Raw genomic sequence first — 14,121 nt, forward strand, 5'->3', positions numbered from 1 at the left:
ATGCGGATAAGAACGGATAAAAATAAATTAAAAATCCGTCTTAATCCGTCCAATCCGTGTCATCCGCGAACCTGGTTCTTCGGGGTTACTCTACCACCATCATCTTGTCGCCGACAGCCACTTTGTCGCCACCGGTGATGAAGACCTCCTTTACCACCCCGTCTATCGGGCTACGTATCTCGTTTTCCATCTTCATGGCGACAAGGACACAGAGCGGAGTTCCCGCCGTTACTTCCTGGCCGGCTTTTACATTCACCTTCAGGATAACGCCCGGCATTTGGGCTGTGATAACCTGCCTTCCGGCAGCAGCGGTGCGGACGCGGGACTGGCGCATCTTTTTCAGCTCGTCTATCACCTGAACCTGGAAGAAATCACCTTTGTTCTTTACCTCATATAAGTCGTTGCCGACCGGTGAAATCTGCACACCGTGCGATTTGTTGTTCAGGATAACGGAGTAGATGCTATCGCCCCCCACGTTGTAATCCACATCGTATATCTTACCGTTCACCGACACCTTCTTGATGGGCCCGTCTTCCAGAATCTCCACCTTGAACTCGGTATCCGGCATATCGTTTACTGTTGCGAAATAAGTTGCCAATGCTTTTGTCATGATTCGTTCCTCCTGTTAATAGTTGTTCGCAGTCATCTGCAATTTACCGTAATACTTCCAAAGGGATTCACCTACCAATGGAACCGTAGTAGCACGCGCGGCAGCCTCCTTCTCCTGTTCGAAGTGCTTCAGGGCGGCGGCGATAACAGCAATCAACGGGTCGCTGCTCTGGCGGCGTTTCAGGTCTTCCTTGTCGAACTTGGTGTCGATGAAAGTAGTGTCGTAATTCCCTTTCAGGAACGTCTCGTTATGTAGCACACGCTGGTGGAACGGAATCGTCGTCTTTATACCTAATATCTTGTATTCCCTGAGGGCACGCACCATGTTGGAGATGGCCGACTCGCGGTTGCGTCCCCAGGTACAGAGCTTCGCAATCATAGGGTCGTAGTGGAGCGACACTTCGAAGCCCGCATAGGCAGCACTGTCCAAACGGACATTACGCCCTTCGGGAGCTTCACGGACACGGATGATGCCGGGCGACGGCATAAAGTTGTTCTCCGGGTCCTCGGCATAGATACGGCATTCGATAGCCGCCCCGCGAAACTCCACATCCTCCTGCTTGTACGGTAGCGGACTGCCGGAAGCCACTAAAATCATATCGCGAACAAGGTCTACACCCGTGCACTCTTCCGTAACCGTATGCTCCACCTGCAAGCGGGTGTTCATCTCGAGAAAGTAGAAATTCTGGTCTTTGTCCATCATAAACTCGAGCGTCCCGGCGCTGTAGTAACCAATCTTCTTACAGGCTTCGACGGCAACCGCAAGCATCTTCCGGCGCGTTTCGTCCTTTACGAAGGGAGAAGGGGATTCCTCTATAACCTTCTGGTTGCGCCGCTGGATGGAACATTCGCGGTCGTACAGGTGGATAAGATTCCCATAGAGGTCACCCAACACCTGCACCTCGATATGGTGGGGATGTTCGATATACTTCTCGATATAGATGGCATCGTTGCCGAATGAGTTTGCCGCTTCCGAACGGGAAAGGCGGAAGGCTTCATCCAGCCCTGCTTCGTCGCGAACCAGGCGCATGCCCTTTCCTCCACCTCCGGCAAGCGCTTTCAGCATGATAGGATAGCCCACTTCAGCAGCCACGCGGCGTGCTTCTTCGAGGTCGGATACAGGGTCTTCCGTTCCGGGCACAACAGGCATACCCGCTTCTTTCATAATCTTGCGCGCCTCCGTCTTGACACCCATTTTAGCGATGATGTCGGCACTCGGACCGATAAAGACCACCCCTTCTTCCTCGCAACGGCGGGCAAAGTCGGCATTCTCTGACAGGAAACCATAGCCCGGATGGATAGCCGCGCCGGTCTTTTTCGCGATGGAGAGGATTAGCTCCGGTTTCAGGTATGACGTGTCCGACAGGTCTTCGGAGATGCAATACGCCTCTTCGGCATAGCGGACGTGCAGGGCGCCACGGTCTACATGTGTGTAAATCGCAACAGTCGGGATATTCATCACGCGGCAGGTACGAAAGATGCGCATGGCTATCTCGCCGCGGTTGGCTACTAATACTTTCTTTATCATAATCGTTGCGTTTTTAAAGTGGAAGATTGGAATGCTTTTTGGGCGGGTTGGACTGGCGTTTGTTTGCCAGCAACTCGAAGCTGCGTATCAGGCGCGGACGGGTAACCGACGGCTCGATGATTTCGTCTACATACCCTAACTCGGCGGCACGGTACGGGTTGGCGAACTTCTCCCGGTAGTCGTCCTGCAACTCCTTTCGTTTCAGGTCCACATCCTCCGCCTTCTTCAGTTCCTTACGGAAGAGGATATTTACCGCGCCATCCGGTCCCATTACGGCAATCTCGGCTGTCGGGTAGGCAAAGTTGATGTCACCGCGGATATGCTTGGAGCTCATCACATCATAGGCCCCGCCATAGGCTTTGCGGGTGATGACGGTTACTTTCGGGACAGTCGCCTCGCAATAGGCATAGAGCAACTTGGCGCCATGGCGGATAATGCCTTCATATTCCTGGTTGACACCCGGCAGGAAGCCCGGCACGTCTACCAGCGTAAGCAGCGGAATGTTGAAAGCGTCGCAGAAGCGGACGAATCGTGCCGCCTTCACCGAAGCATTAATATCCAGCGTCCCGGCAAGGGCGGCAGGTTGGTTGGCCACCACACCGACCGTCTTTCCGTTCAGGCGGATATATCCGATGACAATATTTTTCGCATATTCTTCCTGTACCTCGAAGAAGTTGTTATCGTCCGCCACCGAGTTAATCAGGTCCTTCATGTCGTAGGGCTGGTTCGGGTTGGTCGGAATCAGGTTGTTCAACTGTTCGTCGATACGGTTGGCACTGTCGGTTGTCGGCACGAACGGCGGCTCTTCCATATTATTATTAGGCAGGAAGGACATCAATTCGCGAATCTTCAGGATACAGTCCATATCGTTGTCCGCCGTCAGATGTGCTACGCCGGACCGGGTACTGTGCACTTCGGAGCCGCCGAGGTCGTTCATAGACACTTCTTCCTGCGTAACGCTCTTTACTACTTCTGGTCCGGTAATGAACATATAGCTTGTGTCCTTTACCATCAGGATAAAGTCGGTCAGCGCAGGCGAATAAACGGCGCCTCCGGCACACGGTCCCATGATGGCGCTAATCTGCGGTATCACGCCCGACGCCATCGAGTTGCGGAGAAATATCTCAGCGTATCCGGCAAGCGAGCGGACGCCTTCCTGAATACGTGCGCCGCCCGAGTCGTTTAGCCCGATTACTGGGGCTCCCAGCTCCATCGCCATATCCATTACTTTGCATATCTTACGTGCATAGGTCTCCGACAAGGCTCCGCCGAAGACGGTGAAGTCCTGCGCAAAAACGAAAACCGTACGTTTTCCTATCATGCCGTAACCGGTAACGACCCCGTCGCCCAGCGGCTTTTGTTTCTCCAACCCGAACTCAGTGCACCGGTGGGTGACAAACTTGTCTATCTCTACAAAGCTGCCTTTCTCAAGCAGGAGTTCGATACGTTCGCGGGCTGTCAGCTTGCCTGCTGCATGTTGCTTCGCAATCCGGTCTTCCCCGCCGCCAAGCTCTGCCTGGTGGTTGAGGGCCTTTAATTGGTCAATCTTTTCTTTCATGGGACATACGGTTTTTTAGTTTCGCTTAATCGCAATGTAAGTAAATCTAATAGAATAACAACCGAAAGGCTCTTAGAGTTTATTTATCAATGGATAGGAAAAATCTATCAGGAGGGAAAGAAAGGGAAAAAATGAACCCAAACAAATTATCAGAACGTGAAGACGACTTTATCATTAACGTTATTTACCAGCCAAGCCGTAGCGTCAAAGACCTTTGCAAGTTTGCGTCGGCGAAGAGTAAGTTTACGAAATCCGAACTTGAAAGTGTCTATCGGGATTTATATGCACAGGCTAAAGAGGAACTCTACAATGCTTCGACTGTACAATTTGGCTTTGCTAATAACTCTCTGGGTATGGACGGGGTATTAACCGGACAGGAATCACGATTCGATCCGGTAATAGCAAAGTGTTGGTGAAAGAGATAAACCTTCCGAATTGTAAATTTTCTGTGTCAAAAGTCTATATTAGGGAACGCAGACAGAGCGCAGATTTACGCAGACCATATTTTTTTATTGAGAATCTGCGTCAATCTGCGTGTTCTGCGTTCAGTAATAGCTTTTTTGACAGCCTCATCGGGAGGTTCCATTTACTGGAATATGATTGGTTTTTCATATTACTTTATAAAGACTTCCATCTGCCACAGTATTTATATCTTCATCTTTTCTTTGATATCCTCTTTGAATTGCTTTATCTCTTCTTCCTCAAACCGGCAGTTACAACTTCCTTTTGTATACCTTTGTTTCAGCCAACCGTCTATGAAAATAGCCTTTTTATTATAAGCCTGACATAATTTGCATACTGAAAAGTGGATAGCTAAACGTATTCGCTCTGTCGCCGATAAAGGAACATGAATGCGTTTTTCTATTAAATACGTAGCCTGTTTACAGGATAGCGTAAATATATGTATAAAGTCTTTTAGCATTTAAACCTATATTTTAAACCAGTGAACATCAATACATTTTCTCAATTGAAGGCGGCTGCGTTGCAATAGTTTCCAATAGTTGGCAGTCGTCAGATTTAGTTCCCGGCAGATTTCCGCCGCTTTCTGTTCCTGTAGATAGCATTTATTGACAACTATCAACCATTGCTGGGGCAGACGTCCGAGACACTGATTGAGTATATCACAAAAGCTGTTATTATCCAATAATGTACTTACCGCAAATTCATCCTCTTCCCAAGGGTCTGCCACATCAAGTTCAATCCATTCACCGTGTTTATCGAAAAAGGTTTCAAAAGAGAATGGTTGTGGGTTTCCATTATACCGTTTCTTATAAATATCAGCTATCTTATGATGCAATATACTTGTCAGCCAAGTCAACGGCGAACTTTTCCCTTGAAAAGACTCCCTGCTCTTGTAAGCGGAAAGAAAAACTTCCTGAACTACATCCTTGGCATCTTCTTTATCTGACAGCAAATAATATGCTCTATCCAATAGTTTTTCCGAGTAGTCGTCTATCCATTTTTCCAGTTCAAAAGCCGACATGGTAATTTCGGTTTGTCGCATACGGTTTATTTATTAGAATGTTAATCCAGAGCATGATTGTTTCAACCAATGCTCTGAACTCTCTATTTTTACAAAAGTAACACTTTATTTGATAATCACTTTCAAAACCATATTTATTGCTGGAACCGGGAACATCTCATCTACTTTCACTATGTTTTTTTCTTCTTTTTCCGGTTTCCCGGTGAAAAGTCCTTGTGTATTTCCGGCTCCGGGATATTGGCTGACTGCTGTTCCATCATCAAAAAGTGCCGTCTTTAAAGTCACATCGCCTTTGATACTTGCAGGAATCGTGGCATCGTTTGCATAAAACCAGTCATTAGAATAGCCAAACATGGCAGCATAAGCGATATGATCGCCCTCTACAGATTCAAACATCACTTCGGCTTTCTCACCCGGCGCTACCGGAGCATTGCCTGCAATATATACTTTCTTTACATTCGACATTTTTTCCAGAGAAGCTTTCAATATGGAGCCATCGCCCATTTGCGCAAGGTTCGATAAGCCTATCCCGGCATCTTTCTTTCCTGCTTCAAAGATAGGATTGACATCTCCTGTATAAATCACTACGACAGCAGGAGAAACACCGGTGATAATGCCTGTATTGGCTGAAACCTTCGCACTCAAAAGAGAATTGTTTCCACTTTCCGCGATAGCCGTTATCTCCGCATTAGACATCGCTCCTTTTGTATAGAAAGGCATTTCATTAAGCAACTTTCCTCCGAAAACATTGGATACGGCCCATACCCCCGGTGAAAAAGGAGTTTCGTTGGCAGTGCCACCCGAAGTGTTTGTAATTGTCAGTGTAAATTCAGAAGAGCTGGCCATATAATCCAGTTTCAGTTGCATCAATTGCGGAGCCGACACACCTCCAACCTCCATGATGTTGGCACTTTCTGCATCCCCTGTCATGTTATCTTTTGTTCCGTTGTCCCACAACTTGATTTGCGAAGAAACATCCCCCGTTATAGCGGTCCCGTTATCATTATAGAGTTTGAGGCCCGGATTCTCGGGCGCAAAAAACCAATCCTTAGATTTTCCGTACATAGTGGCAAACATCAACGCCTGCCCTTTACCCGCATGAAATTTAAAGCTGATGCTCGATCCCGGCAATACAACGGGAGCATCTACACCGGCACCTCCCATTCCTACAAATGCTCCACTTTCCACAAATTCTTTCGGTTCCAATACATTCTCAAAAGAAATTACCGAAGATACCGGTTGCGGCATATCCTTGTCGTCATTATCACTACATGATACTAAAACTGTTGAAGCCAATGCAAACATGGTTGCTACTAATAGATACTTTTTCATATTTGTTATTCTTTAAAATTGTTGATATTATAATTTCCTTTATTTCTTTTCCAGAAGAGAGATATAATCGGCATATCCTTTTTCTTTCATCTTAGCCTTGGGGATAAATTCCAGTGATGCACTGTTAATGCAATAGCGTAATCCTCCCTTATCTGCCGGACCGTCATTGAATACATGCCCCAAATGCGCATCCCCCGTTTTACTACGGACTTCAATGCGTTGCATACCGTGGGAGTTATCAGTCTTTTTCATTATCAGATTTTTATCTATGGGTTTGGAAAAGCTGGGCCAGCCACAACCGGAATCAAACTTATCCGTCGATATGAACAAAGGCTCTCCGGTAGTAATATCTACGTAAATACCTTCACGCTTTTCATTCCAGTATTCATTTTGGAATGCTCTTTCCGTTGCATTCTTTTGTGTCACGGCATATTGTTCGGCTGTCAACCGGATTTGTAACGTAGCATCATCCGGTTTTTGGTATTTCTTTTGAGTAACATCCATCATCGTCTTTTCCATCTTCATATTGGCTTTCCGGGCAAATTCAAATAACTCAGGACTGATATGGCAATATCCATCCGGATGCTTGTCTAAATAGTCTTGGTGGTATTCTTCTGCCTGATAGAAATTACTTAGCGGCTTAATCTCCACCACGATTGGTTCGGAATATTTTGTTGCTAAAACAGCTACTGCCTCTTTTATCACAGACAAGTCGGCTTTATCCGTGTAATAAATACCGGTACGATATTGTACTCCTCTGTCATTACCTTGTTTGTTAAGGCTTGTCGGGTCTATGGTTTTTAAAAAGAGGTCTATCAGTAATTTCAGGTCTGCTTGCCGGGGATTATATTCCACCTTTACAGTTTCGGCAAAACCGGTATTACCATTACATACTTGTTCGTAAGTAGGATTCTTGATGTTTCCATTAGCATAACCCACTTGCGTATGGATAACACCATTGATTTGTTTCATAAAATGTTCTGTTCCCCAGAAACATCCGCCTGCAAAATAAACTTCACTTCGGGCATTCATGCTTTTACTTTTTGAAGGTTGGTCACTCATTGTCTGTGCAAATGCTAATCCACCGGATAGCAACAAAATGATAGTTAATACTATATTCTTCATATATCTTTCTTTTTGTAAGTTAGTAATTTTAGTGTGAACTCAAGATTTTATTAGAGCATAAGGAAGGGTGCAAATACATAAATCCCAATCCCAACATGGGAATATCTTTTAAAATCATAAAGTTAGTGGTAAGAACTCCGTCTGTCACTTGCCACATTCCGGGGGTAGTAAACAGAAAGCTGAATGTAATCAGAAATGTTGCAATCAGGCAAAGCCCGGCAAATGGTCTTAAAACATCATATTTCAGACTGAAAAACAACAGAAGCCCTGTAATAATTTCAATTACCCCGAAAAGATTAGAAACTTGTTGGACGCTTAATATATCATATAGCCAGAATAGTAAAAAATGATTCTCCACTAAAGGCTTGATGCCGGCAGCTTCAGTGGGTGTAAATTTAAAGAAGCCAATCCATAGCATGATTATAACAACACCTAAGAGTGATAAGTAATATCCAAAACGTGCCAGACGGGGAAACTGTGAATTAATATAACTGAGAATTGATTTCATATTCTTTCATTTTAATTAGTAATATGTTATTTCGCTCTTTTGATAGTTTAGTCTGCCTTCCCATGAAATACTGACACGAATCGGGGATATTTTTTGCAAAAAAAAATATCAATGAAGAAAAACCAATGCTACTTTTTGATATAATCGTAAAAGAGTAGAAATTCATATAAGACCGCTTTGCACAAGATACTCATTCTAACATATGAAAAAATGAACAGTACAATACTGATGAATACTCCCGTAACTTATTACGGATGAAAATGATATAGAATATTCGTTTATCTTTCTTTAGAATTTTATTACAGTATTTATTTTGTATTCATAAACTTTCTGCGGAGTATGGCCGTTACAGCCGAAACGTGCAATGTGGAATTTAAAAACATTAAATTATGAATCAAATGAATGCAGAAGAATTGTTTCTTGCCGTTTACTTCATTGAAGTAATCAAGAAACTAAAAGAAAACAAGAAGCATCCGGCAGTGCATACTTATCGTGCAACGTTGAACTCCTTCACGAAGTTTTCAAGGAGTGACGAAGAGCTGGAAAATGCAGAGACAGAAGAGTCGAATATTTCAGTAGCCAAGGTGTTTACTGCCTGGAAATTAAAGGAGTATGAAACTTGGCTAAGAAACAGAGGAGCAAGCTGGAATACAGTCTCGACATATATGCGTACACTCAAAGCAGTGTACAACCGACTGGTAGCAAATAAAATATTGGAATATAACGCTAATCTGTTCGATGACGTATACACGAAAGTGGAATCACAGACAAAGCGGGCGTTGACTGAAGAACAAATGAACACGTTGCTACGTGCCGATTTTGAAGAATTGCCAGAAGATGTACAAAATGTGTTCGCCTATTTCCTGTTGATGTTCCTTTTTAGAGGGATGCCTTTCATTGATCTTGCCTACCTTCGCAAACAAGATTTAAAAAGTAACTGCATCACCTATTGCAGACATAAGACAGGGAGAAAAATTGTAGTACGCATACCCAAAGAGGCAATGGACCTGTTTGAAAAATATCGGAATAAGGATACAAATTCTGGATATTTATTTCCTATACTGAACGATACAGAGAAAAAGGAGCAAGAACAATATACCCGTTACCGGAAAGTACTACGCGATTTTAATCGAAAATTATATAAGTTAGCAAGGCTACTGCTGCCCGGCGTAAGAATTAGTTCTTACACGGCCCGCCATACTTGGGCGACGCTCGCCTTTTACGCGGGCATACCCATCGGCATCATCAGCAAGGCGTTGGGACATTCCTCTATCAAGGTAACGGAAACTTACCTGAAACCTTTTGAAAATACGAAAGTGGATGAAGCCAATGATGAACTGATTATGACAATTTTCAAGAGTAATGAAAGTAAAAAAGTTGCTTAAGATATTGAACCACAACTCATTCACAAGGAGGAATTACTTACCAAGTAACAGCAAAATTCGGTTACAAAGGTAGGATTAGCGCTCCATATATACAAGAAAAAATCTTATTTTTCTGCAAAAAATACAATATTTTACTATTTTAATAACGAACAATATACGACGAACACCATATTGCCCCGGCCACACTCTGAAAAGCACATAAAAGCCTCAATCCATTTCTGATACCTCAAAAACGGAGAACTATTTTATACGCTATATTCTTAGCAAAACGTCCTGTTTCTATACAAACGATAAAAAAAAACGTTTTTTTTTGCCTCGTCAGGAGAACCGCTAACTGTTACTTGGTAAGTAACGGGTATTTCAATTGATAAATATGCGATTAAAAAATATTAATATGAAATCGACAGCCTCCCCGGATTGGGCTTTGATACGCAGAGCGGACTCTAACGGAGAACTATCTCTCGACCAACCGCAACAATTTACAGTTCTGTTTGTATTAGATGGACACTTGAAGCTCGAATTTCGTATGAACAGTTTAGTAGAGATTGATAGTGACCATCTGATTATTATCGACAATAGACAATTATCTAAGGTGTCATGCTCATCAGAAACTACAGTTTTGATGTTTACGCCGCCAGAAAAGATTTTCTTATTTTTCCACTGTTACAGTAGGGCTTTATCTGCCGCCTACTTTAATATTTTACCCTTATTACCCGAATTGCACCAGTGGATAAACGAATTGTTGGCAGAACAATTTAAGGCTAACAAAGAGTCAGACGACGCATGTAGAAGAAAATATTGCGCACGACTTGCTGCTATTTTAAACAAACTTCCTCCAGAAGAGGCAGGAGAAACTCTCATTCCTTTTTATGCCTGTTCCATATTAGGTAAGAAAAAATGTTACAATCAGAACTGCACTATAGAACCTTAATCCTATTAGTACATGAGAATCAAACTACAAGCCATATTATTATTTGTATTCGCTACAGGCTTTAGCTCGTTGTCCGCACAAGAAATAGCAGTAAAAACAAATCTGTTTTATGCCGGCTTGATGCAAACTCTGAATATAGGTACAGAATGGAAGATATCTCCGAAACTGACGCTTGATTTGTGGGGAGCTTATAATCCATTTCCTTTAGGTAAAAATGGTTATGGTTCAACCAATAAAAAAATGAAACACTGGATTATCCGGCCCGAACTTCGCTATTGGCTTTGTGAAAGTTTCAACGGCCATTTTTTCGGCGGGCATGTGTTCTACGGACAATACAACATCAGTAACATTCATTTTCTCGGAACGGGTAATTATCGAAAACAAGGCAATGCAGTGGGCGTGGGTATCAGCTATGGATACCAATGGATTTTATCTCCACATTGGAGTATGGAAGGAGCGATAGGAATCGGATATGCACGCTTGCATTATAACAAATATCCGTGCAAAGAATGTGGTAAACGGATCAGCACGGAGAATCGTAACTACTTGGGACCGACACGTGCTGCTATATCTTTCATTTATCTACTTAAATAATAAGTATATGAATCATTTTCAGACCATTATCATAACATCTTTTCTATTGAGTATGACAGCTACCCTCACTTTCGCCCAAAAGAACGAGTCTGTCAGGCTGAAAGATTTTTTTATAGGGAAAAACGAACAGAGCGATTCCGTTACACTGAAATTCCTCCTGGTAATCCCTCCCCATATTACAAAAGCCAATGACGAACTGCTACTTACCCCTATACTGACGGACGATATTGGAAACCGGAAGTTCTCTTTTCCTACCGCTCGTGTATGCGGTAATAAGCGAATAAAAAGTATCCGCCGGAAAAAGATACTCCATGCTTCTGAAATAAAAAAACATCCAAAGGACAATCCTATAGAACCTATCGGTAATCAGCAATCGGACACATTGATATATATTACCCGGACGTCGGCTGAAGAGCCTTGGGTATGGCAGGCAAAACTGGTGTTACACCGTCTGCTCCGGAATTGCTGCACAGAAAAGGAGTTGGAACCGATAGAATTACAGGCGTGGAACCGGCCAGAGGAATATGCGCCCTTAAAACCACAAACTGAAAAAATAAAACTTCCGGAGATTCCCGGCAAAAGCCTAACGGAAATACTTGACGAGCAAGAACTTTTTGTGGAGCCGATAGATAACTATCACGCAGGTAAAAAAATTTTGGCGGGCGAGCAGGAAGGAGGACAAATCATATATTTCAAACTGGGTAAAGCAGAAATAGACAACGACTATCTGGATAACAGGAACGTTTTGAAACATATTGTCGATGTTGCACGACAAATAAATGAAGACCCCGAAGCGGAAATTGCCTGCATCGTGTTATTGGGACTTTCTTCACCGGAAGGGACTTTCGAGTTCAACAAACAACTGTCAGGAAAACGCGCCGAGGCACTGAAACAATATATGGTCGAGAGGATTGTCTTACCGGATAGTTGCTTTGTCCTGGTGAATGGTGATGAAGGATGGGACGAGTTACGCTACCAGGTAGCACACTCCGATATGCCGGAACGCGACGCTGTATTAAAGATTATCTACACTGTTCCTATCCTTGGAGGACGGGAAAGCCAGTTAATGCGTTTGAAGCAAGGTATTCCCTATCGCTATTTGAAAAAGGAGTTTTTTCCGCAATTACGCCGGGCAAGTTACATTAAAGTCTATTACCGGATGAAAAACAAGAATGAATAACCTACAATAATTATATTAATCTTTTTAATGGTAAACAAAAAATGAACAAAAACAAATTTCTAATTGGAATGTTTGCGTTGGCAACGCTGGCATTTAATGCTTGTAGCAAAGACAATATACCGGATGAAAACAACGGTGGTGGTAACACCGAAGTTATAGAAGGAGTCGATACCTACGCAAAATTCAGCTTTAAACTGGGTAAGGGCGGCAGTTTGACACGCGCCACAGGCGATAAGTACGAAGGTACAACCGAGGAAAAAAACATCAAGAATGTGCGTGCCTATGTCTTCAAGGAATCAGGCGACTACGAGGATAAGACCGAAGTAACGGATGTAGCAGATCAGTCATCCATACATACCGCTGTATTAAAACTGACTTCCGGCAAGAAGAAGGTGTATGTAGTAGCGAATATGAATGATAGTTGGGTTGGGCAGACTACAACGACAGCCCAGTTCGAAGCGATGATTTTGCAGCTTTGTACGAAAGCGGGACGCATTGCCCATAACAAAGGATTAGGAGAGGCTGAAAAAAGACCAGTCATAACACGTGAGGGAGACGCATTTAACAACCTTTACGGACAAGGAAATGCAGGTACGAACGGCTATTTAATGGCAAGTGTACTTGCGAATACCGAATTTACATTGAATCCTGGCATTTCGGAATCTGCTTGTTCACAAGAGTACCCTACTTCTGAACTCAAGGCAGCAAACAACCATCTTGAAATCGCTATTTCCCGCGCTACGTCCAAATTGCAGGCTACTTATGCAGCGACTGGAGATGCCCTGACATTGAAGGATAAAAGCGGGAATGCAATAGGTAAATTGCTTGAACCATTCTTTACGGTTCGTAATATCCCCATTCAGAGTTATATGTTCTTACATAATCAGAATAACGGTTTCCTCACTCCGTTCTACTCGAATACCAATACCGGCTCTTCGTTTGTGGATTTTGAAAAATACTATGACGAAGCGAATACACCGGATTTGGCTTTGAGTGCGAGCGATGCCGGCGATCAAATAAAATCCATCTATCTGCCGGAGAACTCTAACCAAACACCGGTAAGAGGAAACACTTCGTATGTGTTGGTGAAAGGAACATTCGCCCCGGCAGCTAATGTAATGATTAATAATATCACGGTGGAGGGGACTGCTCCCAACCTTACTATTACCGTAGCGAAAGACTCTAAAAACTATTCCGCAGGAGAAGAAAATGTCCCGGATTATTTCGTGGTTCCGGATTGGGATAATCAAATATATACAGGTTATCCCGGACTTGAAGCAGACAAATGGGCTGCCCATGGCCGTGCAATGATCCTCAAAACCTATCTGGATAAAGCAGGCAAGCAAAAGTGGCTGAATGCCATAGACGAAGATTCCGCAGTGAAAGAGCTTGATGTAGAAGAAGACTCCAAAGTGTACTATACTAGTGAATTCTCCTCTACCTCAGATGGAATCTATTCGGTTGTTGTAATTAAAAAATATTCATTTACGCGTAACGGAGGTGTTGGTGCTTATGTTGCCTCTGAAGAGAGCAAAGTCCGTATCCTCCAATATCAGGACGGGGTTTGTTATTATCGTGTGAATGTCGAAGACAATATGGACGAAAAGACCGAAGCCAACAACCTCTTTTACTCGGTGATGCGTAACCGTTTCTACAATGTAAACGTCTCAAAGATCACTTCCATAGGTTATCCAAGTGATGAAGATGTTACTGTTGACCCATCAGACCCTATCAACCAGAAAACATATATGCAGGCACATATCACAGTGTCAGAATGGACTAAGGTTGAGCAGGATACCGAATTAGGAATGTAATACATTCCAAAAGGGATATGTAATCTACCGGTGATTCTATTCTGGGAATTTCCCCGGAATAGAATTCACTGATT

General features: G+C 43.5%; 14 protein-coding genes. 6 read left to right on the forward strand and 8 right to left on the reverse strand.

All coding sequences use genetic code 11. The features are described 5' to 3' along the window. Positions 1-85: 85 nt before the first annotated feature. The 3 genes from ACGE0T_RS09335 to ACGE0T_RS09345 are packed head-to-tail and all read right to left on the reverse strand — an operon-like array spanning position 86 to position 3,695. Positions 86-610 carry a biotin/lipoyl-containing protein gene (locus tag ACGE0T_RS09335; protein WP_459190190.1) on the reverse strand — a complete coding sequence of 175 codons (525 nt, stop codon included), beginning with the start codon at positions 608-610 and terminating at the stop codon, positions 86-88. Between the two features lie 15 nt (positions 611-625). Continuing rightward, positions 626-2,137 (reverse strand): acetyl-CoA carboxylase biotin carboxylase subunit, encoded by a 1,512-nt coding sequence (accC, locus tag ACGE0T_RS09340; protein WP_459190191.1) that lies wholly within the window; start codon positions 2,135-2,137, stop codon positions 626-628. A 13-nt stretch (positions 2,138-2,150) separates the two neighbouring features. Next, positions 2,151-3,695 carry an acyl-CoA carboxylase subunit beta gene (locus ACGE0T_RS09345; RefSeq protein ID WP_459190192.1) on the reverse strand — a complete coding sequence of 515 codons (1,545 nt, stop codon included), beginning with the start codon at positions 3,693-3,695 and terminating at the stop codon, positions 2,151-2,153. Positions 3,696-3,826: 131 nt separating this feature from the next. Here ACGE0T_RS09345 and ACGE0T_RS09350 point away from each other — a divergent pair, with 131 nt between their 5' ends. Then, positions 3,827-4,111 carry a hypothetical protein gene (locus ACGE0T_RS09350; RefSeq protein WP_459190193.1) on the forward strand — a complete coding sequence of 95 codons (285 nt, stop codon included), beginning with the start codon at positions 3,827-3,829 and terminating at the stop codon, positions 4,109-4,111. Between the two features lie 230 nt (positions 4,112-4,341). On the opposite strand, the gene ACGE0T_RS09355 is transcribed toward ACGE0T_RS09350, so the two are convergent. The 5 genes from ACGE0T_RS09355 to ACGE0T_RS09375 all read right to left on the reverse strand — a co-directional run bounded on the left by ACGE0T_RS09355 (position 4,342) and on the right by ACGE0T_RS09375 (position 8,143). Further along, positions 4,342-4,617, reverse strand: coding sequence for a hypothetical protein (locus tag ACGE0T_RS09355; protein WP_459190194.1), 276 nt, complete (start codon positions 4,615-4,617; stop codon positions 4,342-4,344). A gap of 6 nt (positions 4,618-4,623) precedes the next feature. Continuing rightward, the gene (locus tag ACGE0T_RS09360) at positions 4,624-5,199 is read right to left on the reverse strand and encodes a sigma-70 family RNA polymerase sigma factor (RefSeq protein WP_459190195.1); all 576 of its coding nucleotides are present in this window, start codon (positions 5,197-5,199) and stop codon (positions 4,624-4,626) included. A gap of 84 nt (positions 5,200-5,283) precedes the next feature. Further along, positions 5,284-6,510, reverse strand: a complete 1,227-nt coding sequence (locus ACGE0T_RS09365; RefSeq protein WP_459190196.1) for a spondin domain-containing protein — start codon at positions 6,508-6,510, stop codon at positions 5,284-5,286. 39 nt (positions 6,511-6,549) lie between these two features. Beyond that, complete coding sequence (msrB, locus tag ACGE0T_RS09370) at positions 6,550-7,572, reverse strand: peptide-methionine (R)-S-oxide reductase MsrB (RefSeq protein ID WP_459190448.1); 1,023 nt, start codon at positions 7,570-7,572, stop codon at positions 6,550-6,552. A gap of 91 nt (positions 7,573-7,663) precedes the next feature. Continuing rightward, positions 7,664-8,143: a DUF417 family protein gene (locus ACGE0T_RS09375; protein WP_459190197.1), complete on the reverse strand. Its 480-nt coding sequence runs from the start codon at positions 8,141-8,143 to the stop codon at positions 7,664-7,666. A gap of 389 nt (positions 8,144-8,532) precedes the next feature. Here ACGE0T_RS09375 and ACGE0T_RS09380 point away from each other — a divergent pair, with 389 nt between their 5' ends. From ACGE0T_RS09380 to ACGE0T_RS09400, 5 genes are all read left to right on the forward strand, one after another. Beyond that, on the forward strand, positions 8,533-9,528 hold the full coding sequence (locus tag ACGE0T_RS09380) for a tyrosine-type recombinase/integrase (protein ID WP_459190198.1): 996 nt from the start codon (positions 8,533-8,535) through the stop codon (positions 9,526-9,528). A gap of 394 nt (positions 9,529-9,922) precedes the next feature. Beyond that, positions 9,923-10,459, forward strand: a complete 537-nt coding sequence (locus ACGE0T_RS09385) for a hypothetical protein (protein ID WP_459190199.1) — start codon at positions 9,923-9,925, stop codon at positions 10,457-10,459. A gap of 12 nt (positions 10,460-10,471) precedes the next feature. Next, on the forward strand, positions 10,472-11,053 hold the full coding sequence (locus tag ACGE0T_RS09390) for a DUF3575 domain-containing protein (RefSeq protein WP_459190200.1): 582 nt from the start codon (positions 10,472-10,474) through the stop codon (positions 11,051-11,053). Positions 11,054-11,060: 7 nt separating this feature from the next. Beyond that, positions 11,061-12,233, forward strand: a complete 1,173-nt coding sequence (locus ACGE0T_RS09395; RefSeq protein ID WP_459190201.1) for an OmpA family protein — start codon at positions 11,061-11,063, stop codon at positions 12,231-12,233. Positions 12,234-12,274: 41 nt separating this feature from the next. After that, positions 12,275-14,047 (forward strand): Mfa1 family fimbria major subunit, encoded by a 1,773-nt coding sequence (locus tag ACGE0T_RS09400; protein WP_459190202.1) that lies wholly within the window; start codon positions 12,275-12,277, stop codon positions 14,045-14,047. Positions 14,048-14,121 lie beyond the last annotated feature (74 nt).

The organism is Parabacteroides sp. APC149_11_2_Y6 (assembly GCF_054506995.1).